This is a genomic window from Bacillus cereus group sp. MYBKT111-2 (assembly GCF_051915205.1).
Lineage (GTDB): Bacteria > Bacillota > Bacilli > Bacillales > Bacillaceae_G > Bacillus_A > Bacillus_A paranthracis.
In genome coordinates, this window is the sequence record NZ_JBQAEG010000002.1 from 288,214 (window position 1) to 309,883 (window position 21,670).

Consider the following 21,670-nt stretch of genomic DNA (forward strand, 5'->3'; position numbering starts at 1 on the left):
ATTCATGAATGATTTACGATATCCAATTGGGCAATTTACATACAAACGTCCTATAACGGAAGAAATGATAGATACATGGATTCAAGAAATTGAAGATTTACCTAATGAACTAACGAAAGCTATTAAAGATTTAGATCAGAAGCAGTTAGACACACCGTACCGCGTTGGTGGATGGACAGTTCGTCAAGTAGTCCATCACGTTGTTGACAGCCACATGAATAGCTATATACGCTTTAAATTAGCACTAACAGAAAAGAATCCAACGATTAAACCATATAAAGAAGAAAAGTGGGCAGAATTACCTGATTCTAAATTACCAGTAGATGTTTCACTAGTAATGTTAGAGTCATTACATAAAAGATGGGTTAACCTTTTATATTCTTTAGAACTTGAAGATTTAGAAAAGACATTTAACCATCCAGATACTGGTGAAACAAAACTTGCTGCTGCAATAGGACTATACGCATGGCACGGACGTCATCATACAGCTCATATAACTTCATTAAGAAAACGACTAAATTGGTAACATGAAAATTATATTAGAGAAGGCAACAGAAAGTGATGCAGCAGTTTTATTTCAAATGCAAATAGACTCATTTAGCCCTTTATTACATAAATATAAAGACTACGAAACAAACCCAGCAAATGAACCTATTGAAAAAACTATTTTTAGAATAAATAATCCTAGCAGTAATTTTTATAAGATGATAATAGATTCGAAACTTGTTGGAGCGATATGTATATCCCAAAAAGAACTACCTTATAAATTTTGGATCAGTCCAATGTTTATTCATCCAATCTATCAAGGGAAAGGAATTGCTCAGAAGGTACTTATTTTAATTGAAGAGATGTTTCCAGAAGCACAAAGTTTTGAACTTGCTACGATTTTAGAAGAAGAAAGAAATTGTTTTCTATACGAAAAGATGGGATATAAAAGAACAGAAGTAACTAAGAAATTAAATGATAAAACTACACTTATTTATTACAAAAAAGAAAGGTAAAGCGTTTAAAATACGCTTTACCTTTTTATGTTATTTTAGATTAAATATACAAAAATGATGAATATTCTTCCAAAATACTCGGGTTAGTAATTTTACAAATGAATAAACATACACAAAAACGTTATTTCGTCGTATATGTTACTAACGCTTTTTGAATGCTTAAAACACTATCGTCACCTTTAAATTCTTTCGTAATTGGCGTGCTCAAACTAGATACCCAAATTTTAAGTTCAGCGTCTAAATCAAAATGCCCAGCTGTTTCAATGCTAAATTGTGTAATGCTTTTATAAGGGATTGAATGATACTCAGTTTTTTTACCTGATATTCCTTGTTTATCTACTAAAATAAGACGACGATTTGTAAATACGATTAAATCACGAATTAATTTATAAGCATGTTCAACTTTCTCATCGTCTAACATAATCTTCTCTAAATCACGTTCTACACTTTCTGTACTCGTATTTGATGCATTTCCTAAAATACCGCTAAATAAACCCATAGGAAGTTCCTCCTCCATTATTTGTGGAATGTGTTACTTATATTGTACCATGCTATTTACTAAGAAATTATGATATTACTTTAGTAGTTTCTGGTTATTATTGCAATTCATTTATATAACCTCATCTTAATATCTTATGCTAATATGTAAGTAAGAAAAAAGAAGCAGAGGGATATAGCATGAAAAATATCGGTTTAGTATTAGAAGGCGGAGGAATGAAAGGTTTATATACTGCAGGCGTACTCGAATATTTTATGGAAAAGAACTTATTCTTTCCTTATGTAGTTGGCGTATCCGCTGGAGCTTGTATGGGAGCAACTTATTTATCACGTCAAAAAGGGAGAAATAAAAAAGTAAATACAGAGTTAGTAGCAGATCATCGTTATATATCTTATCGAAATTTAATTCGAAAACGTGAATTATTCGGAATGGATTTTTTATTTGATGAAGTACCTAATAAAATTGTACCGTTTGATTTTCAAACTTTCTTAAACTCAAATGAACAGTTTGTTATAGGGACGACTGATTGCGAATCAGGACAAGCTATTTATTATAATAAAGCAGAACACGGAAATGATATTTTAAAAATCATTCGTGCATCTAGCTCAGTGCCGTTTATAGCGCCTGCTGTAGAATATGATAATCGAAAATTACTCGATGGAGGAATTATAGATCCTATACCAGTTTTAAAAGCGCAAACTGATGGTTATGAAAAGAACGTTGTAATTATGACAAAGCCAGAAGGATATGAGAAGCAGCGAAATAAATTTTCAGGGCTGGCTAAAATTTTATATAGGAAATATCCGAATATCGCACAATCTTTAGTAGAACATTATCGTTTTTATAATGAGACGATATCTTATATGAATCAAATAGAACAAAAAAACAACTTTTATATTATTCAGCCTAGCGTACAGCTTCCAATAAGCGGAATAGAAAGAAGTAAAGAAAAGCTCGTTAATTTATATAATCTTGGCTATACAGATGCTCAATATCATTATGAAAACTTATTAAATTGGATAGAGAAATAAAGGGGTGGAAAGTTGAAGTTAGGAAAACAAATTATTTTTAAGGAATTGCAGAAAATGCCTAGTCTGCTGTATAAACCGTTTCCGAATTGTGACATTCGAAAAATACGAAAAGATTTTAATAATATGTTTACAGAAGATGATTGTATAAGCGCTGATTTAAGTTATTATTGGATGCATACAGCAGGTACTTTAAGTTACGTGCTTAATAATAATGAACAGGAGATTGTGTTCAATCAAATAAAGTGGCTAAGGAAATCTTTTTTTGAATGGTTTCCACAATATCGTTTTTTAGAAACAGAGATTATGAAGTATCCCATTTTGTATAGAGATTTCATGAATTATGAAAAGACTCGAAAGTTATTACTTTATTACCTTACTGATTAAAAACGTACAAGTGATGCTACTTGTACGTTTTTTGTTCATAAAATATTCAATATTAACAACTTGTCCATGTAGGTATTTTAACGAGAAAAAAGAAGTACATATAGGGAATGTGTGAAGGAGGAGATAGAAGTTTGTTAGCTGTTTTCCTTTCAATTCATGTCCAACTCAAATATTTCGAGTAAAATTCGCTTCTAAATGGTATTATCAAATATCAAGAAAACTAATTTAGAAACGAAGAAGGGACAGGTTTAATATGGAAAACGTATCAAATGTAGATAAAGTAGAATCAATTAAATCTTTACAGTCAACAATCCGTAAACTTGAAAATGCGCTATCTCAGATGACTCAAAAAGGCTCAAACACTACTTTAGTGAAAAAAAGACTCAAAGCAGCTAGTATCGGCTTAGCTATGTTAGAAAGTATTTGGAATCAAGAAACCCATCATTACACGCAAGAGGATTTAGCAGACGCTCGAAATGTTCTAATTGGTTTGCTTCCATCAATTGAAAAGATTTATGTTAAGTCAAAGCTCGGGAGTCCTCAAAGAACTCTTTTAGAAAGAAGAATAAAATCATTGGAACTTTCTATTCAAGCAATTGATCATTTTTCTAATCAATAACTTCTCTAAACACATAACTTACGACTACTTTTATATAGGGATTCTAATGAAAAAACTACATATAGAATACTACAAAGGAGGAAGAGAGGTGACTACAATAATCAGTCCTAAGTTAGAGAAGCTTAAAAATCAATTAAAGAATGGAAACGAAAAAGCTCTTTATACTTTTTTGGATGAAATCAAGTCAAATCATACACCACTAGTAGAACAATGTCCTATAGATAATCAGTATAAACTTATAACGTATATATGGTTAGGTGATCAAAATACTGAAAATGTTTATGTAGTCGGTAGTTTTCCTGGTTGGGATCTGTCTGTAAATCAATTACAACGATTGTTACAGACAGATATTTGGTATGTTACGTTTAGGACGAATAAGAGGTTCATTTCAACTTATTATTTTACAGTAAATGATTTTTTCAAAAATGATTGGATAAAGCGTAGTGAACAGTACCGACTAGACCCATTCAATGAAAATGTATTTGGAGAAGGTGCCAATAAAGCGTCTGTGTTAAAAATAGATATGGAAGTGCAGTATAGCAGTCGTTTTCCTTCAAATGATTATCCATCCGGAAAGATTGAAACATATTCTTTTTATAGTTCGATTTTAAATAACACACGTAAAATTCATATTTATACACCTCATGATTATTCTCACACTTCACATCTTCAAGAACTTCTCATTGTATTTGATGGGAATTCATTCATTAATGACCTTTCAATCACAAAAACACTTAATTATTTAATTTACGAAAAAGAAATCCCATCGTGTATTGCTGTTGCTATAGATCCTGTTGATCGATTAGAAGAGCTAACTTATAACGATAAAATGAATACATTTTTAACGAAGGAATTACTTCTGTGGATTCAGGCTAAGTATCGTGTGCATAAAGAAGCGAAACATACAACAATTGCAGGTTTCAGTCTTGGTAGCCTAGCAGCTTTTTATGCAGCACTTCAAAATCCATATATTTTTGGAAATGTGTTGTCAATGTCTGGATCCGTACATTGGGAAAAGGATAATTATGAAAATACAATTCCTTGGATTGAAAATCAAATTTCATCAATAGATTTTAATACGACTCATCTCAATTCTTACATAGCAGTAGGTGAACTTGAAAATGAACCTCTTTTAACGGCTAATAAACGGCTATATAGAGCTTTAGAAGAAAAGAAATACCAAACCATTTATGAAGAGTTTCAAGGCGGACATGATAGCGTGTGGTGGCGAGAAAAACTATTCGATGGATTAAGGGCATTAGAACTTACAAAAACGACACTAAAAAATAAAAAGGAGAGAGAATCTATGAATCAAGAAGAACTAGATAAAAAACTAAAAAAGCAAGAGATTTTAGTAAAAGATGAGAAAGTTTGGTCCTATACGTATGAGGATCATATTAGTTCTATCGTTAAAGAAGCAGAAAAGAAAGGGTCTTTTGATCATTTACCTGGTAAAGGGAAACCACTGAATCTTGATAAAGATCTTTCGTACAATCCTGAAAAACAACTGTATAGAACTTTGAAAAATAATCATGTTTTACCTAGGTGGATTGAGATTTCAAAGGAAATTGATGACTTAAAAGAAAAACTAAAAGAAAATACAAATACTGCAGAAGCAGCGAATTTAATTCGAACTATTAATAAAAAGGTTTTAGAACATAACCTACTTTGTCCACCAAGTGCGCAAAAAACGAGGGTGAAAACGGACTTTTAACAATTTTTAATGAAGCTATCTCTTGCTATATAATTAAGTAAGGCATTTTCAATTCATTATGAAAGGGAGGCAAATGTGATGAAAAATACGTATCAACTTCAAATTCCGAAAGAACTAGAACAGTATCGTACTATTTTAGAAGAAAGTGTGAAACCGTATATTAAAGTGACTGGAACGAAAGCAGAGACAACTCTTTTTGAGAGTAAGTTTGGTGGTTATCCGTATTTACCTATAGATCAAGAGCATCCTAAAGATTCAAATGGACAACCTATGATGTTACTTGCGCAGTTAAACTTTGAAGAAATTCCGCATGTTGAATATATGCCCCAAAAAGGAATATTGCAGTTTTTCGTAAGTACTGATGATGAGCTTTATGGAGCAGATTTTGATCACCCAACAATCCAAAAAGACTTTCGAATTATTTATCATTCTACAATTACTGAAGATTTAAATAAGGTAATTACTGATTTTAGTTATTTAAACATTTTAGAAATAGAAGACTTTATCATACCTGAAGCAGCAAAATTACAATTTGAATTAGATTATCAACCCATAACATCTAGAGATTATCGATTTGAAAAGATGTTTAGTGAGGATATTGATTGGGAAGAAATTGTTGATGAAGAAAATAATACAGAATTAGGCGAACTGTATGATGATTTATGTAAAGATTTCGGACATAAAATTGGTGGTTATCCATTTTTTACACAGACAGATCCAAGGGAATGGGAAGAAAAATACCAACAACATGATATATTATTACTACAAATCGATACAGACGACTCATTAAATATTATGTGGGGAGATTCTGGTGTTGCTAATTTCTTTATTAAAAAAGAAGATTTGTTAAATCTAAATTTTTCCAATGTTATTTACAACTGGGATTGCTACTAAAAAGATATAAATGAAATACTAGCAAGCTAAAAAATCTTCCTGAAGGTGAGGGAGATTTTTTTATGTTAAAAATAAACGTTATGTTAACTAGAGTGTAAGATAATACGAATAATAAAAGTCAAGCGTAAATAACAGAAATAACAAGAAATAATGTAAAGTTGTAAAACGTGTGTAAATAGCAATAAATTTATAAAGTACAACATAAAATAAAATTATTGCTATTTATATTTTGTAAAAAGATTTTTCTGCATAAAAAAATTGTTACTGATCAAAAATGTTTTTGATTCGTTAAATCTTAATCAATAATCGATTAAGATTTGCTGTGATGAATTTATAACTAAAAAACGACAAAAACTGTATAAATGCGTTTAAATAAGATTTTATACGAATCTCACTAAAAATCTCTGTTTCGTCTCATTAAGTATAGTTTACTTGGGTTTTGATACCTGATATTGCTTTGGTTTTATAACTGCCTATAATATATATTATGTTAACTTACTAAAAATAATAAACTTATTAAATGTTAGTTTCAGGTGTTACAGTCCCCTTTTTTACCGAATTAGTAATGTGTGACTGATTGTGTAGTTATTCACTTTATCAGCTATATAAATTAGACTTTAAATAATAAAAAATACAATTCGTTTAAAATGAACACATTAAACGAATTGTATTAATATGATTGCAAATACGTTTTTAAAATTAGTTTGCTACAGCAATTGCTTCAATTTCAATTAATAAGTTATCGTTAATTAACTTTCTAACTTCGACAGCTGAACTTGCTGGTGGATTATTAGTGTCAATGTATTGATCTCGAATATCTCTAATCGTGTTTGTGTAGCTAAATCATTAATTCCAACAATTTGACCGTCTATATCAATTGCTACTTGTTCAGATATGTAAATCGTTCGTTTAGCATTACTAACTTCCACTACATGTGAGTATCCAAAAGTTGGTGGCATCGTTTCTGGATTGATAAATTTCTTTTGCATGGCTCTTCTCCTCTTTAAATATCTTGTTTTCTTTATATTAGATTTTAAATTCAGGTTTTACCGTTCAGTTGCTACATTTGTAAAAGTATATTAACACTTTAATTTAAAGTTATTGATGGATTATGTACGTTTGATTTTTTTGTGTGCTTGTTATAATTACACCTTGTTTTATTAATTCTTCAGTTACTTTTGTTTTGTATAGAAAAAGTGATACCACCAGATAAAAAACTCTTCATAAGTAATTTCTTTTGAGTATCTGCTGCTGGCAAAGTATTGTTTTAAAGGTTTATCGTTTTCATTGAATAATAAGACTAAATCTTCACTGATTGTGTTTGCAATTTCGTTAAGTATAAATAAGTCTGTTGATTTAAATACAGGGATAACAGGTTGTGAATTTTGATATAAGCCTAATTTTTCGTAAACTACGTTTAAATGTAAGTCTTTTTGTCTATCTGCTGCTACGAAACCTTTTACTAATTGCTTTTTCTTATAATTAATATCAGTATTAGTGTTTTGAAAATATTCTTCAAATATTTCGTTGTTTGCTGTTATTAAATTTAATGTTGAATATCGAGAATTTCCATAAAGACCAATTTGAACTTCTCCTAAATCTAAATATGTATTACCATACATCCCGAAAGCCTCTATATCTGTTAGTTCTTGTTCTTGAATAGCAAAATAATATCGATTCTTATTTCTTAAAGGTCGTTTCTTTTTTAAATAGTTTCCTTCAATGTAATTTATTTGTCCAAAATCTAATAACACACCACTATACAATAAAAGACTATAAGATTCTCTAGATAAATGATTAAACGTGTCGATTTTTTTTGAAATATCTTCAATATGACTTGAATGATTTTCAATGATCTTAAGTGTTGGTTTAATTAGAGGCTCACAAAGGTTATAAAGCTTTTCTCCTTCACAAGCTGTTATAATCATACACGTAGGATAGTACCTCCCTCCTATTTGTTTCAATAGCCCCTCTGCTTCTAATAAATTAACGCGCTTTTCAAATTCATCATTCGTCCAATTTAACATCATTTTTATAGCATTTGACTCAAAACCAAGATGAATCAATACAAGTAAATATTGAAGTTTCGTTTCTTTTATTTTTATAGATGGCGAATTATCTCCAGATGAAATCATTTTAGTTTCATAAGCTGTATGTAATATATTCTCCGGACTATTATTAGTGGGCATTTCATATTCCCTCCCTTACGAGTAAATTCATTGTAAAATCTATGTATTTACTAAGTTCTATAAACGAAAATAAGTATCCTCTAATAATCTCAAATTAAAAACCTTAGCATAGAGATACTAAGGTTTCTTGCATTTTTATAATGAATGAATTCTTTCATAGTCTTTTTTAAATTGATTATCATTTTTTAACCAACGTTTAAAAGTTGATTCGCTTATTTTTAAATTAGAGCAAGCTGTAGCGCTACATTTATTTTTCATATATTCTTTAAGGAAATTTTGTTTTCTTTGTTTAACGGCAGTTTTAGTTTGTTTTAATTTTCGATCTTGTAATTGGTCTAAACTCAGACTTTCTTTCTGGAACACTTCATATTTTCTATGCAAATAAATATCTTTGTCTTTATAAATCCAATTTGAAAATAGTTGTATTGATTTTCTCCCAGATAAAATAACGCGATAATGTTTGTTTTGATTTAGTAAATCGGCTGGTAAATTATGATTTTGTAGTACCTGATTTAAAGAATTCATAAAGCTATATGATCCTCCTACAAAGCTTACTGTATAAGTTTCATACTTGACGTAACCATCCCCATCAAAATACCCTCGCACAAAATGATGTAAATATTCTTCTGGTACAAAAGGAAATTCAATGTTAAAAGATTTACATGGCATAATTCCATGTATGTTCATAAGGTCATCTTTTATTGTTTTGCTATTAATGTTTAGCATATATACGCCTGTCTTTTTGTTTTGGTAAAGTGGCTGGTTTGTTTTTAGTTCTTTTTTTATGTCTTCTAAAATATAACTTTCTTTTTGTGATATACTGACGCATTGATTTTCTTTTGGTATAACACCGTCAGCTGCTATAAACCCTAAAATATAAGCCATGTTATTTGACCACGTTTTAAAATAATCTTCTGTTATGTCATACTTTCTCTTCCAGCTCCCTATAGCGCGCCTTGGTACGTTGCTATCTGATAGAACCATCCGAATATACCTCGCAGACACATTAGCAAGCGTAGCTATTTCTGAGGTACTCTTCCCTTCTGTATATAGCTGCGTTATTTCAGATTTCGATAGTTTACATTTTGATTTCTTTTTTCTCTCTATTTGCACTTACATCCTCTCCTTTCTTTTACTAATTAGAGACATATTTTCTTCTTTAACATATAACAAAACGTATGTTCTTCGTTACTTGTAAGAAGAAATTTACTAAATTAAAACAATTTACATTTACTTAGTATTCGTTTTATCTGCTGCTGCATGGTTTTTATTTTGTATATAAGAATAATGAATTTGACAAATTTATGAAATGTACTGCAATTACGGTGAAAGATAAAATGATTTCGTTTAAACTACAAATAGCCACAATAACAACATACGTATATTGTTAAACGTAAAAAGGAGAACGAATGAAAAAGAGATATGTAAATCAAATTCATACTGATGTAAGTTTTAAACCGAAAGATATTATAGGTTTAATGACTGATTACTTTAAAATGAAAACAAAGTTGCGTCCTATAAAGAATTTACCTATTGTTTTATCAGATAAAAACAATAAGTCTTTAGAGAGTGTTACATGGTTTGGCCATTCTGCTTCTCTTTTAAAAATAGAAGGTAAAACATTGTTATTAGACCCGATGTTTGGAGATGCCTCTTCCCCGTTTCCAGTGTTTAATAGTAAACGTTATAGTGGTACCTTTTCTTTAGAACGTGAAGATCTTCAAGAAATTGATGCGATTATCATTTCTCATAATCACTATGACCATTTGAATTACAAAAGTATTATGCAGTTAAAAGATCGTGCAAAGCACTTTTATGTTCCATCTGGAGTTGCGCAATATTTAATTAAATGGGGCGTTTCACCTAGTAAAATTAGTGAGCATAATTGGTGGGACGAAATTGCATTTGATAATATTAAGTTAGTTTGTGCTCCTGCAAGGCATTTTTCGGGACGAAGTATGACAGATAGAGATTGTTCGTTATGGTGTTCATGGCTTATTCTTGGTCAAGAAACTAAAGTTTTCTTTAGTGGTGATAGCGGTTATGCGCCTCACTTTAAGGAGATTGGTAATAAATACGGTCCATTCGATCTTACGTTAATGGAATGCGGGCAATATGATCCAAGGTGGTCTGCAATTCATATGTTGCCTGAAGAAACAGTACAAGCTCATATTGATGTACAAGGAGAATTACTTCTTCCGATTCATTGGGGTGCTTTTACATTAGCATTACACGAATGGAGTGACCCGATAGAACGTGTTACGAAAGAAGCTAACCGTTTAGGAGTTAAAATTACAACGCCTCAAATTGGCGAATCTATTACGTTAAAATCTACAAACTATCCTAGGTATGCTTGGTGGCAAAAAGTCTAATTATAATAAAAAGCGAATCTGTCTTATATAAAAGATTCGCTTTTTACTTATTGATTATAATGTATCGTTGACAAACTGATTAAACTTGTCTATTTCTTCAACAAATGGATTATGATTACTTTCTTCAAATTTAGTTAATGTTGCGTTCGGGATTAAATTTGCTATTTCACGAGAAAATATGTAGGGACATTGTGCATCATGCTTACCACAGTATATAAAACCTGGGATTTTTACGAATTTAAGTTTCTGACGAACATCATAATCTTTATATTCAACTTGTCTAAAATAATTTAACCGATTGCCAACTGTCTTTCCGCTATTCGGCAATTTTAATGCCTCTTCAAGCTTTTCTTCAGAATAAAAAGACATAAGTGCCCACTCTCTACTTAATGCTTTTCTTTCTTCTTGTACTGTACTATCATCATTTAATGCATTCATAATTGATACGATTCTATTAAATTTTACATTTTTACTACAGTATATACTATCTTTATGAGATGCATATTCCTTGCTCGCCGCTGCGCCACCAACAATTATTTTCGTTAAACTTTCTTGTGCTTCAGTCGCATATACAAGAGCTAACATCCCTCCTGTCGAATGACCAGCAAACCCCCACTTATTAATATATAAAGCTTCTCGAATCGCTTCTAAATCTTTAATCGTTTCGGTCATACTATATTCAGAATCAGTTTTAGCCAAATCTGAATTGCCACATCCCTTTAAGTTAACTAAATATACGCTATAATGGTCAGTAAATGGGTTTGCAAAAGTATTTCCATTATCATTATACTCACTATACAAATGAGTAACGCAAAGTGGAGGTCCTTCTCCCTTTAGAAAATATTCAAACTTTCCTCTTGGAGTTTTGATAATATTTGTTGTCCACATATCGAATCTCCTATCTGAAATTTTCATTTTCTCTTAGTTTGTTATTTATAAGCGAATAGTATTATATAAAGAAGTAAGTAACCTATCCTGCTTAACCAATTTCTGATTCCTATAATTTATTAATTTATGATTAGATAAAATAAAATTATGCTCTAATATGAATTCATTGTGGAGCACTTCAACTAAAAGTTTAGGGATCATCTCTCCTACGCCGTAATTATAGTCACTAAGAATCCAAGAAACCTCTTTCCAATCTAAAATTCCTTCTGAGACCTTTTTTGGAGTGTGATATGTAAATTCATGAAGTAACTCTACTAGATAAACATACATACCGCCAGAATATGAAGAATCCTCCCATGTAATAATGCCTTTAAATTGAATTTGGTCATACGTAACTTTTATATTAGTCTCTTCTTTTATTTCACGAATCGCATTTTCTAAAGGTGTTTCGCCCTTTTCTATCTTTCCTCCTACACCATTCCATAATCCTTTTACCGGATCATATTCTCTATTTAACATAAGTATCTCTTCATTTCTTTTTATAAAACATAAAGTTTGCTTGTACATAACGTGATTCCTTCCTCCGTTTTTAATAAGCTCTTACTGGAGATATAAGATGGATTGCTGCAGATTGTGTCCCTGCTTCAATTAATATTGGTCTCATAGAACCGCTGAAACTTAAAGTAACCGTTTCTTCTTTTATTGCCCTTAAAGCATCCAACATAAATCGTCCATCGAAAGATATATTGAATTGTTTTTTACCTTGAATTACATCTATCTGTTGAGTCTCAGATATTTTTCCAATCTGAGAAGCGTTAGAAGAAATTTGAATTGTAGATTCGTTTACAATTTCTAAGTTAACATTGTTATTTGCCCATTCACTTGCTAATAAGCTTGATCGATCTACCCCTTGTAACATTCTTTGTCTATCTATGTTAATGACGGTTTGAAATTCATTTGGAATGAGAGTAGAAATATTAGGATATTTCCCTTCAATTAGTCGTGAATATAACGTAGTTGTGCCGAATGTAAAAATAATGTGACTTTCTGATAGATAAATAGAAACGAATTCTAAATTGCTGTTCATTAATTTTAAAAGCTCATTAATGGTTGCACTTGGTACAATACAATTCGCTTTCATATTAGTAGAAATTAATGTTTCACGTATAGCTAGTCTATGAGAGTCAGTTGCAGCGCATATTAATTTGTTGTGGTCTAACTTGATATGTACTCCAGTAAGAACGGGTCTAGATTCATTTTTCGCTACTGCAAAGACTGTTTGTTTAAACGCATCAATCAATTGTTTTGTTTCTATTTGTATTTCTGCATGATCGTCTATTTGTGGTACGTTAGGAAATTCATTCGCTGGAAAGCCATTTAAGTTTAATGTGATTTCTTCTGATTGTATGGTAATTGTTTGCTCATTCTTACTTTTTATTACTATATCGCTTGGCATTTTCTTTATAATTTCAATGAAGTATTTTGCAGGTACAACAATTGTTCCTGCTTTTAAGGTAGTCGTAATTTGTTCGTCATCCATGGAACTAGGGATGAATTTTTCGATGAAAATATTTGAATTACTTGCGATTAAAGTAATTCCAGATTGATCTGCAGTTATTTTTATACCGGATAGTATAGGAATTATAGCTTTGGTAGATATTGCTTTACTTACTTCTGAAAGTGCTTGAGTGAAATGTTTATGATTAACGATAAACTCCATTTTTTCCCCGCCTTACATGAAATGATAGTTTTATGAAGATTGATGAATGATTGTTCCGTTAAAAAAGTAAGGTACTGTTTCTTTCCTTTGTAATATATTTAATAAGTGTTCTGGTATACGTAAATGCGGTTCTGCTCTATGTAATTCCATCCAAGTAATCTCTTCAATTTCTTTTGGCCTTGTTATATTTGTTTTCCCGCCGATTATTTCACCTAAAAAATTAAAGAATATTGCATGGTGTCCTCTCTCTTCGAAAAAAGCTTCGCTAATGTAACAAATACCATTTACAGTTATATGTAGACCGGTTTCTTCTTTAACTTCTCGAATGACTGCCTCCTCTAACGTTTCTCCTAATTTAACTGCACCACCTGGTAGTGTGTAATAAGAACCATTCTTCCCTTTGTTTTTTACCATTAAGATCTTTTCATTTGTTTTATCGTATAAAAGCGCATATGTAACATTTACTTTTTTCATCTAAGTCCACCTTCAATAACAAGAATTTTCTGTCTTTGTTACATTCTACCATTTAATCGTTTTAAAATATAAAAAAATTAATAGAGTATTTCATTTATCTACCCTTAGTAAAGGTAATAATTGATCCCCCTTCATTTCTAAATAAAAAGAACGTATTTTGAAAGTAATTATTCAACGTACGCTCTTTATGATTTGATTGATTCATTTTGGGATTCTATATATTTTCTAACCTTTTTTCCAAATAGTATCGATTATGCCCTTTAGGGTGATCTTCACTTACTCCAATTACTTTATATCCATGTTTTTTATAAAAAGCAGGTGCCTGAAAGCTAAAAGTATCTAAATTGATTAGGCTACACTCTTTTTCAAGTGCAAATTCTTCAATAAGTTTTATTAACTTGGTTCCATAACCTTCGTGTCTATATTCTTCAGAAACCCATAAGAAATCAACATGTACGTGGTGCCAAAATGTAATTGCAGTTATTCCGCCTACTATTTCTTCATTTTCATTTTTCACTATAAAACTAATTTTTTCTGAAGGTTTTTTCTCTTCATCTGAAATATGTTTTTGATTATATTCAATTACTTTTTCTCTTATGTAATCACTATCTTCTTGGACCCATTGTTTTACTATTTTCATTGTAATCATCACGCTCCTTTTAAAGTACCTATTCAATTTAATAATCGTAATATCCTGTCTAACTTAATAGTCGTAGTGCACTGTTTCATTTCACTAAAATTGTAAAAAGCCGTACTACATTTTATTTGTAGTACAGCTTTTTACCGCGTTTGATTCTTTTTACTTAAAACTTCCGTTAGATGGTATATAAATGAAATGTATGCCTAATAACAAAGCGGGTTCACTATAGTTTTATAACAGCATTCTGATTCTTTTATAAAACAATATGAATATTTTACTTATCTGCTACTTGATTCGTTAATAAATAAACCACTTTATTGCTTCTAAAATCATTTCATTTTAAATTAAGTAAGTGTATTCTTCCTACACAATGGCTAAAAAGGGAAAATCAAATGTTGTGTAATATAAAAAGAGCCCTTTATGAGGACTCTTTTTAAAATTAAGCTACTTTTCGATATAAATGTTGTGTTTCTTTTTTCTTTTCTGCTTTTGGTGGACGAATTAAAATAGATATAACGAAAGAGATAACAGAAAGTACGCCGATTATAATAAAGGTTGGTTCAAATCCTCCAAGAAGCGCCCCGATGAATGATCCTGCAAGTGCACCAAATCCGAAACCTTGGTATACAATCCCATAATTTGTACTATGGTTTTTTAATCCGAAGAAATCTCCAACAATGGCTGGGAATATAGTGATATTACCGCCAAAGCAAAAGGCAACACTTGCTACACAAGCGAAATAAATGCCGTAATTTAGCGGAATGAAACTTAAAGTAAAGACTGACAATCCAATAATAATAAACGTTGCAGAAACGATTTTCATTCTACCTATTTTATCTGATAACGTTCCAAGAACAATACGACCTACTGTATTAAAAATTGCAATCATTGCAACGGCGTTAGCGGCAGTTGCTGCGCTAAGTCCAACGAGCTGCACTCCGATATCTTTGACCATACCGATTAAATATAGACCGCCCATACACGATGTGAATAGCATAAAAAACAAAAGATATACTTGTTTCGTTCGCATCATTTCACGAGGTGTATAATCATTGTGTAAAGTCTCAGCTACAGTGTTACTTACTATTGCTTCACGTAAGAAGAACGATCCGATTAATACTAAAAGTAAGACGATAATCCCCCAATATAAAAAGGCTTGTGATACACCAAGGCTGTCGATCAGATTTCCGTTTATATATCTAAAGATTAAGCTGCCCATTCCATATGCTGATACAGATATACCTGAAATAAGCCCTTTCCGATTCGGAAACCATTTAATTAAATTAGATAATGATGTGATATAAGCAGTTCCATCGGCATAACCAACTACTACACCAGCTAATAAATATAGTAATGGTAAGGAGGAAACTTGTGAACTTAGTATTAAACCGAGTCCCAGCACAATCCCTGCAGTAGCGATGAGTTTTCGAAGCCCTAATTTTTGCTGTAACTTTCCTGCAAATAATGTTGAAAATGATAAAGAGAAGCTTGTAATGGAGAAAGTTATAGCAACTGAATTAAGGTTCCATCCAAACTTACTTACAAGGGGCTGATTAAATAAACTCCATGTATAAATTGTTCCAAGCCCAATTTGAACAATGATTGTACCTAGAACAATTAGTAACGGATTTATAGAAGTTTGTTTCATACTAACTGTCCCCTTCTTTTATCGTGACATGAATTTTCACAGTTAGTATAACCATCATAAAAAGCAAGATACTGCATGAAAAATGGAAATTGAATTCATGTACACAAAAAGACACTCCATTATGAAGTGTCTTTCTGCAGGTTATATTAGATTTACTTAAAGAAAGCTTTGTTAAGATAAGACATTTTCAAATGCTTATGTATATAGAGTACCAAAAGTTTTCAATCATGTGATGGGACTTAAGATGTATTTTTCATTCATCATATAGTCGGATAAACGAAAAATTAATATTCAATTTCATCAAAATCTTTCGGCTGCGGTACCGTTTGCATATTAGCTGCATCTTTTGGATCGCTATAGATGGCATTTTGCTCTGTATTTACATCTTTTATATTTTGCTTTTTATTTTTGTTCACTTTATCTTTCACTTTCAATCACTCCTTTTTGTTATAGGAGTAATTATGCCCTATTACTGTTACGAAATGTATCAACGACTAAATTGCTAAATTCACGTAAATAATATAAATAATTATCACCGCCGTAGTTGTATCTTTTATTATACATTTTTGCAACTACTACATTATATGCAGGTATTACTAATATAGTTGGTCCCGTAATTCCTAATATTTGATACGAGCCTTTTGGTACGCGTTCGCCTAGTTCACTTAATTGTGCAGGTTCATTTTGAACGAACCAAAACAAGCCATTTTGTGGTAGCTCTTTATTTGCATATGTTGGACTCTGCAAACTCGTAGCGATTTTTATAACTTCTTTTGGAACAATTTGTTTATCATGTATCATACCTTGATTTAAATGAAGATTGCCCCACTGTGCAAATTCTCTAGCGGAGACAAACAGATTTTTTTCAGTACCGTCATCTACTGTACCAATTTCACTAATTGCGTCTTTATTTGGATCATCAACAACTGCAACTAAATTGTCATCTTGCTGTATTCTCCATCCTGTTTCTTGAAAATTAGCAGGTTTAAACACACGCTCTTTTAACAATTCAGGAAAACTTTTGTTATATAGCTGATAAATAAGACGTGTCATCATTCTTACATTAATATCTCTATACGCCCATCCTTGCCCCGGTTCAAATTCACGAAAAATTATCCCGCCATTCGTTTCTTCTAATCCGTGCGAATGTGTTACTAAATGTCTTATCGTCGTTTTACTAAGCAATACAGGATCAAAGTCTTTAAAATATTTTATCGCTTCATCATCAATAGAGTTTATTTTCCCCTCGTAAAGCGCATACGCTATCATTAATCCTAAATAACTTTTTCTAGCAGAAGCAACGTTAAATTGTGAAGATGCTGTTACTTTCTTGCTTGTAGATGTATTTGAGTGATAGCCACTATAATGCTCCAGTACAATTTTGTTATCTTTCATTATGCAAAGCGCTGCTGCAGAGCTATGGTTTTGTTCTTTTATATTTTCTACCCAAGAAATCAACTTATCATATGTATACAAATAAATCCCCCTTAATACACATAAAAATTACAGCTTGAAAGAAAAGTGCAAAATAGTTTTCACACCTTTCCTTCAAGCAAAATATCTTTGATGTTCTATACTTAAATGATCCACCAGTTCCAGCAATTAAAGCAACCGAAACATCCAGCGCATCCTATGCATCCGCCGCAACGACCTGCACAACCACCACATCTGCCGCCACATCCGCCACAGCGTCCACCACAACCTCCGCATCCGCCGCAACGACGTGCATCGTCTTGAATGTAGTAGTATGGATATTGACTTTGTTGTTGATCCCAATACACAACATTACCAGTTTGATAATCATTAAGGTTTAATGATTGTAGTTCTTGTTGAAACTGATTCATTATGAAACCCCTCCATTTATAAATATAAATTCCGTCCACATATTGAAGTTAATAAATGTTAATAAACAAAGTAGAAACAAATGGCTATATACTTGAATACGTACATCAACAAAATATGAACTTACACTAGGTGATGTACCTTGTTTTTCAGCCTATTTTCTTAATCACTTTTTGCTGGACGAATTTATTATTAATAGAGGTTTTTAAAAATTACTAATCCAACAGTTTAGTAGTTCATCACTTAATTTTCTTTCTAGTAACTCTTTAACTAAAGGTTCTGGCATGATTTTATAAGTATGTAAAGCTTCTTGATTATAATCTATCCAGTGAAACGCCAAATGAGATTCTTTAGATTTTGGTATGAAATCAATATGTAGCTCTTGTGAATCTATCTCAAAAATATGATTGATTTCATGGTGAAGAACTTCTCGATCTTGCCATCGGTTTTCTATGACTCCTAAAAATTGTTTTATACTACAATTTACTCCGAGCTCTTCCCTTAGTTCTCTTATTAATGCATTCTCAGCTGATTCGCCAACTTCAACATGACCACCTGGTAGAAAATAATGATGGCCAATATATTCAGCCACTAACAATTTTTTATCCTTAATCATAACAGCTCGTACAATATGATGAAATTTATTTTTCAATTGTTATTCCTCCCATTCATTGTTAAACGAATAAACGATAAACTTCCTCACCATCATAATCATGTCCCAATGGTTGAAAACCGTAACTTTCATATAATTTCTTTGCAGAGATATTATCTTTATGTACTGTTAATCTAATTTCTTTACACGCCTTAAACGTATTTTTTATTAAATATATACTTTCTTGTAATGCTGCTTTTCCATAACCGTTACCTTGCTGCTTTTGATCGATAATAAATCCGTTTATCCAATACATATCAGTTGTTTCTTTTACAACAGCATGCATAACAAAACCAACCATTAGATCGCCATTGTATATCGCAAATGGTTGGTATTCTACAGCGTCCCCATCTGGTTTTATATATACTTTAGCAAGTGAGACTGCTACAGCCGGAACAAATTTTCTTTGATTTTCTTTAACTTGTAACTTTAATGCATCTTCCCAATTCTCTCTCGTAACAACCTTTAACTGGATATTCAATATGGTAAGCTCCTTTATAAAAAGAATGTATTTATATATTCAACGCAATAAAATAATTTCCTGTTTCTTAATTTTAAGAAACAGGGAATTATCACTTCTAAAAAATCTATCCAGTTATATCGCTGTACTTTTCACTTCGAATATTTTTCTTTAATGATACATGCGCTATTAAAACTCCAAGTATAGTAATTACTCCACCAACTACCGAAATAAAAGTAGCTACTTCACCTAACCATACCCAAGCTATAAAACCAGCAATTACTGGCGTTAAATATAGAGAGCTTGTTGCCTCGGAAGCACCAGTATGAGATATAATATAGGCCAATGCAATATACGGGAGTACTGTTGGAAATAAACCTAAATATATAACGCTCAAATTCACTTCAAGAGGAGCCACCAGTATTTCTTGATACATTCCCGGTAAGAAAATAAGCATACATACCGTACTAGATAAAATTGTATATATGGTAAATGGCAAGAAGCCGTACTTTTTTAAGTACGATGTTTGAAAAACGAAAAATAGACTTTCTGAAACGGCTGCTAATAATATAAATAATCCCCCGCTATTAAATTGAATAGACCCCCCTTGACTAAATGATATGAAAGAAATTCCTATAAAGCTAATTACACCACCGATCCATCCAGTTGCTTTCATTTTTTCATTAAAAAAAACAAAAGCAAGAACTGCCGTTACTATAGGTGTGACGGAAACGATTAAACTTGCCGATCCAGCATTTACTGTTTTTTCACCATAGTTTAATGCAATGTGGTAAAAAGTAAATCCTAAAGCACCAAATAAAAAAATCGCTGGAATATCTTTTAGATTAGGTAATCGTAGTTTGTATAAAAACGAAAACAAAAGAAGTATGAATGAAGCGATTAACAAACGAAGTAAAGTAAGATGTTCAGGTGTGTAAGATTCAAGGCCCATACGAATTGCCGGAAAGGCCGTTCCCCAAATTAAAATTGTAAAAGAATGAGCACATATAATTCGATAATCCCATTTTTTATAATTCATGTTTTCTCTCCCCCTTCAAACCAACCACTTTATAATTACCAATTATTTCTTCCCATCATATTTAATAGTTGATACAATGTCTTCAACCAGTTTTTTATCGTAAAAACCAACCACTTGGCATTTTTCAAGTGAGCGAAGGAGTTTTTTGATGACCACTAGTAAAAAACTACCTAAGTATCAGCAAATAGTAGACTATATGAAAGAAAAAATTGAAAATGGAGAATGGCCAATTGGAAGTAAGATCCCTAGTCAAAGGCAGTTAGCGAAATTATTTCAAGTAAATCGCAGCACTGTAATAACTGCACTAGATGAACTTATGGCTGATGGATTGATTCAAGGGAAAATTGGAGCAGGAACAATTGTAACGAATAATACATGGTCATTATTAGCAACAAATCCACCACCTGATTGGAGTGAATATGTAAAGGCTGGTATTCATAAACCAAGCAAGTTAATGGTACGAGAAATAAATGAAGCAGAAGCAAATAACAAGCTTATCCATCTTAGTAAAGGCGAACTTTCTCCTCATCTTTTTCCGTTAGAAACGATGCAGTCCATTATGAAAAAAGTAAGTGAGGAATTAGATTATTTTGGATATGAGGAACAAAAAGGGTTTTATCCGTTACGTGAAGCAATAAGTAAATACGTAAAATCATTTGGAATACATGCATCACCGGGTTCCATATTAATCGTCTCGGGCGCATTACAAGCATTGCAATTAATATCAATTGGTCTTTTACATAGAGAGTCTACCGTTTTACTTGAACAACCTTCTTACTTATATTCACTTCATGTATTTCAATCAGCAAATATTAATCTATCTGGTATATCTATGGATCCTCACGGTATATTACCTAACGAGTTATTAAAACGAATTAAATACAGTCAGAAGAAAAACATTTTATATTCAATTCCTTGTTTTCAAAATCCAACAGGCATATTAATGTCTAAAGAGCGAAGAAAAGAAATATTAAAAATATGTGAAAAGGAACAGTTACCTATTATTGAAGATGATATTTACCGCGAGTTATGGATTGATGCACCGCCCCCAGCTCCTTTAAAATCAAGGGATAAACATGGACATGTATTATATATTGGTAGTCTCTCTAAGACACTTACCCCAGGACTTAGAATTGGATGGATTATCGGTCCAGAACCGGTTATTGATAGATTATCAGATATAAAAATGCAAACAGATTATGGATCGAGTTCATTATCTCAAAGAGTTGCTGCTGAATGGATAAATAAAGGATTTTATGAGGAACATGTTGCAAACGTAAGAATTCAACTAAAAGAACGAAGACAAATAATGATACGAGCTTTACATAAGCATTGTGCAGATATTGCCACCTGGGATATACCTAGTGGTGGATTTTTTATATGGCTAAAGGTAGTACCTAGCATTCCGATGAAGAAATTATTTTCAAAGGCACTATCAAAAGGGATTCTATTAAACCCGGGACGTATCTATGAAGAAGAATCAGATCGATACATTCGTTTATCATATGGATATGCTTCTCCAGAGCAAATAACTAACGGTATTAAATTGTTAAGCGAATTAATTCGTAAGTTAATGACATAATAAAAACTCCTCTTTTTCCATA

At 31.6% G+C, this 21,670-nt stretch carries 23 protein-coding genes and 3 pseudogenes; 9 read left to right on the top strand and 17 right to left on the bottom strand.

Annotation, left to right across the window (positions count from 1 at the left end; translation table 11 throughout):
• The first annotated feature begins 4 nt into the window (after window positions 1-4).
• On the top strand, window positions 5-526 hold the full coding sequence (locus ACTFNE_RS06750; RefSeq protein ID WP_000999075.1) for a YfiT family bacillithiol transferase: 522 nt from the start codon (window positions 5-7) through the stop codon (window positions 524-526).
• 1 nt (window position 527) lies between these two features.
• Window positions 528-1,001, top strand: a complete 474-nt coding sequence (locus ACTFNE_RS06755) for a GNAT family N-acetyltransferase (protein ID WP_046199131.1) — start codon at window positions 528-530, stop codon at window positions 999-1,001.
• Between the two features lie 121 nt (window positions 1,002-1,122).
• Here ACTFNE_RS06755 and ACTFNE_RS06760 read toward each other — a convergent pair whose 3' ends face one another.
• The gene (locus ACTFNE_RS06760; RefSeq protein ID WP_000522480.1) at window positions 1,123-1,500 is read right to left on the bottom strand and encodes a PH domain-containing protein; all 378 of its coding nucleotides are present in this window, start codon (window positions 1,498-1,500) and stop codon (window positions 1,123-1,125) included.
• A gap of 179 nt (window positions 1,501-1,679) precedes the next feature.
• Here ACTFNE_RS06760 and ACTFNE_RS06765 point away from each other — a divergent pair, with 179 nt between their 5' ends.
• From ACTFNE_RS06765 to ACTFNE_RS06785, 5 genes are all read left to right on the top strand, one after another.
• The gene (locus ACTFNE_RS06765; RefSeq protein ID WP_046199132.1) at window positions 1,680-2,531 is read left to right on the top strand and encodes a patatin-like phospholipase family protein; all 852 of its coding nucleotides are present in this window, start codon (window positions 1,680-1,682) and stop codon (window positions 2,529-2,531) included.
• A gap of 12 nt (window positions 2,532-2,543) precedes the next feature.
• Complete coding sequence (locus ACTFNE_RS06770) at window positions 2,544-2,915, top strand: YxiJ-like family protein (RefSeq protein WP_270704819.1); 372 nt, start codon at window positions 2,544-2,546, stop codon at window positions 2,913-2,915.
• A 253-nt stretch (window positions 2,916-3,168) separates the two neighbouring features.
• The gene (locus ACTFNE_RS06775; RefSeq protein ID WP_000432681.1) at window positions 3,169-3,534 is read left to right on the top strand and encodes a hypothetical protein; all 366 of its coding nucleotides are present in this window, start codon (window positions 3,169-3,171) and stop codon (window positions 3,532-3,534) included.
• Between the two features lie 88 nt (window positions 3,535-3,622).
• Window positions 3,623-5,248 carry a DnaJ family domain-containing protein gene (locus ACTFNE_RS06780; protein ID WP_270704818.1) on the top strand — a complete coding sequence of 542 codons (1,626 nt, stop codon included), beginning with the start codon at window positions 3,623-3,625 and terminating at the stop codon, window positions 5,246-5,248.
• 78 nt (window positions 5,249-5,326) lie between these two features.
• Complete coding sequence (locus tag ACTFNE_RS06785) at window positions 5,327-6,142, top strand: YwqG family protein (RefSeq protein WP_270704817.1); 816 nt, start codon at window positions 5,327-5,329, stop codon at window positions 6,140-6,142.
• A gap of 699 nt (window positions 6,143-6,841) precedes the next feature.
• On the opposite strand, the pseudogene ACTFNE_RS06790 reads toward ACTFNE_RS06785, so the two are convergent.
• From ACTFNE_RS06790 to ACTFNE_RS06805, 4 genes and pseudogenes are all read right to left on the bottom strand, one after another.
• Window positions 6,842-6,964: pseudogene (locus ACTFNE_RS06790) on the bottom strand (Rid family hydrolase); the annotation flags it as partial.
• Between the two features lie 2 nt (window positions 6,965-6,966).
• Window positions 6,967-7,131, bottom strand: a pseudogene (locus tag ACTFNE_RS06795) (RidA family protein); the annotation flags it as partial.
• 109 nt (window positions 7,132-7,240) lie between these two features.
• A pseudogene (locus ACTFNE_RS06800) lies at window positions 7,241-8,331 on the bottom strand (hypothetical protein).
• A gap of 135 nt (window positions 8,332-8,466) precedes the next feature.
• Window positions 8,467-9,444 (bottom strand): LAGLIDADG family homing endonuclease, encoded by a 978-nt coding sequence (locus ACTFNE_RS06805; RefSeq protein WP_046199135.1) that lies wholly within the window; start codon window positions 9,442-9,444, stop codon window positions 8,467-8,469.
• Between the two features lie 296 nt (window positions 9,445-9,740).
• Here ACTFNE_RS06805 and ACTFNE_RS06810 point away from each other — a divergent pair, with 296 nt between their 5' ends.
• A complete protein-coding gene (locus ACTFNE_RS06810; protein WP_046199136.1) occupies window positions 9,741-10,703 on the top strand; it encodes an MBL fold metallo-hydrolase in 963 nt (320 codons plus the stop codon).
• A gap of 54 nt (window positions 10,704-10,757) precedes the next feature.
• On the opposite strand, the gene ACTFNE_RS06815 is transcribed toward ACTFNE_RS06810, so the two are convergent.
• The 12 genes from ACTFNE_RS06815 to ACTFNE_RS06870 all read right to left on the bottom strand — a co-directional run bounded on the left by ACTFNE_RS06815 (window position 10,758) and on the right by ACTFNE_RS06870 (window position 20,066).
• Window positions 10,758-11,591 (bottom strand): alpha/beta fold hydrolase, encoded by an 834-nt coding sequence (locus tag ACTFNE_RS06815; protein ID WP_046199137.1) that lies wholly within the window; start codon window positions 11,589-11,591, stop codon window positions 10,758-10,760.
• A gap of 45 nt (window positions 11,592-11,636) precedes the next feature.
• The gene (locus tag ACTFNE_RS06820) at window positions 11,637-12,158 is read right to left on the bottom strand and encodes an NUDIX hydrolase (protein WP_046199138.1); all 522 of its coding nucleotides are present in this window, start codon (window positions 12,156-12,158) and stop codon (window positions 11,637-11,639) included.
• Between the two features lie 22 nt (window positions 12,159-12,180).
• Window positions 12,181-13,311, bottom strand: coding sequence for a DNA polymerase III subunit beta (dnaN, locus tag ACTFNE_RS06825; RefSeq protein WP_270704816.1), 1,131 nt, complete (start codon window positions 13,309-13,311; stop codon window positions 12,181-12,183).
• Between the two features lie 30 nt (window positions 13,312-13,341).
• Complete coding sequence (locus ACTFNE_RS06830) at window positions 13,342-13,785, bottom strand: NUDIX hydrolase (protein WP_000757642.1); 444 nt, start codon at window positions 13,783-13,785, stop codon at window positions 13,342-13,344.
• A 214-nt stretch (window positions 13,786-13,999) separates the two neighbouring features.
• Window positions 14,000-14,425 (bottom strand): GNAT family N-acetyltransferase, encoded by a 426-nt coding sequence (locus ACTFNE_RS06835; RefSeq protein WP_103626682.1) that lies wholly within the window; start codon window positions 14,423-14,425, stop codon window positions 14,000-14,002.
• 439 nt (window positions 14,426-14,864) lie between these two features.
• A complete protein-coding gene (locus ACTFNE_RS06840) occupies window positions 14,865-16,073 on the bottom strand; it encodes an L-lactate MFS transporter (protein ID WP_073536481.1) in 1,209 nt (402 codons plus the stop codon).
• Between the two features lie 284 nt (window positions 16,074-16,357).
• Window positions 16,358-16,501 carry a hypothetical protein gene (locus ACTFNE_RS06845; protein ID WP_000653680.1) on the bottom strand — a complete coding sequence of 48 codons (144 nt, stop codon included), beginning with the start codon at window positions 16,499-16,501 and terminating at the stop codon, window positions 16,358-16,360.
• A 31-nt stretch (window positions 16,502-16,532) separates the two neighbouring features.
• A complete protein-coding gene (locus ACTFNE_RS06850) occupies window positions 16,533-17,549 on the bottom strand; it encodes a serine hydrolase domain-containing protein (protein WP_270704815.1) in 1,017 nt (338 codons plus the stop codon).
• Window positions 17,550-17,650: 101 nt separating this feature from the next.
• Window positions 17,651-17,917, bottom strand: a complete 267-nt coding sequence (locus ACTFNE_RS06855; protein WP_001071388.1) for a heterocycloanthracin/sonorensin family bacteriocin — start codon at window positions 17,915-17,917, stop codon at window positions 17,651-17,653.
• A 203-nt stretch (window positions 17,918-18,120) separates the two neighbouring features.
• Window positions 18,121-18,567 (bottom strand): NUDIX domain-containing protein, encoded by a 447-nt coding sequence (locus tag ACTFNE_RS06860; RefSeq protein WP_000790756.1) that lies wholly within the window; start codon window positions 18,565-18,567, stop codon window positions 18,121-18,123.
• Window positions 18,568-18,589: 22 nt separating this feature from the next.
• Window positions 18,590-19,048, bottom strand: a complete 459-nt coding sequence (locus ACTFNE_RS06865) for a GNAT family N-acetyltransferase (RefSeq protein ID WP_001025607.1) — start codon at window positions 19,046-19,048, stop codon at window positions 18,590-18,592.
• Window positions 19,049-19,154: 106 nt separating this feature from the next.
• A complete protein-coding gene (locus ACTFNE_RS06870) occupies window positions 19,155-20,066 on the bottom strand; it encodes a DMT family transporter (RefSeq protein ID WP_270704814.1) in 912 nt (303 codons plus the stop codon).
• Window positions 20,067-20,211: 145 nt separating this feature from the next.
• On the opposite strand from ACTFNE_RS06870, the gene norG reads away from it, so the two are divergent.
• On the top strand, window positions 20,212-21,648 hold the full coding sequence (gene norG / locus ACTFNE_RS06875) for an efflux pump transcription regulator NorG (RefSeq protein ID WP_439997969.1): 1,437 nt from the start codon (window positions 20,212-20,214) through the stop codon (window positions 21,646-21,648).
• The last annotated feature ends 22 nt before the right edge of the window (window positions 21,649-21,670 follow it).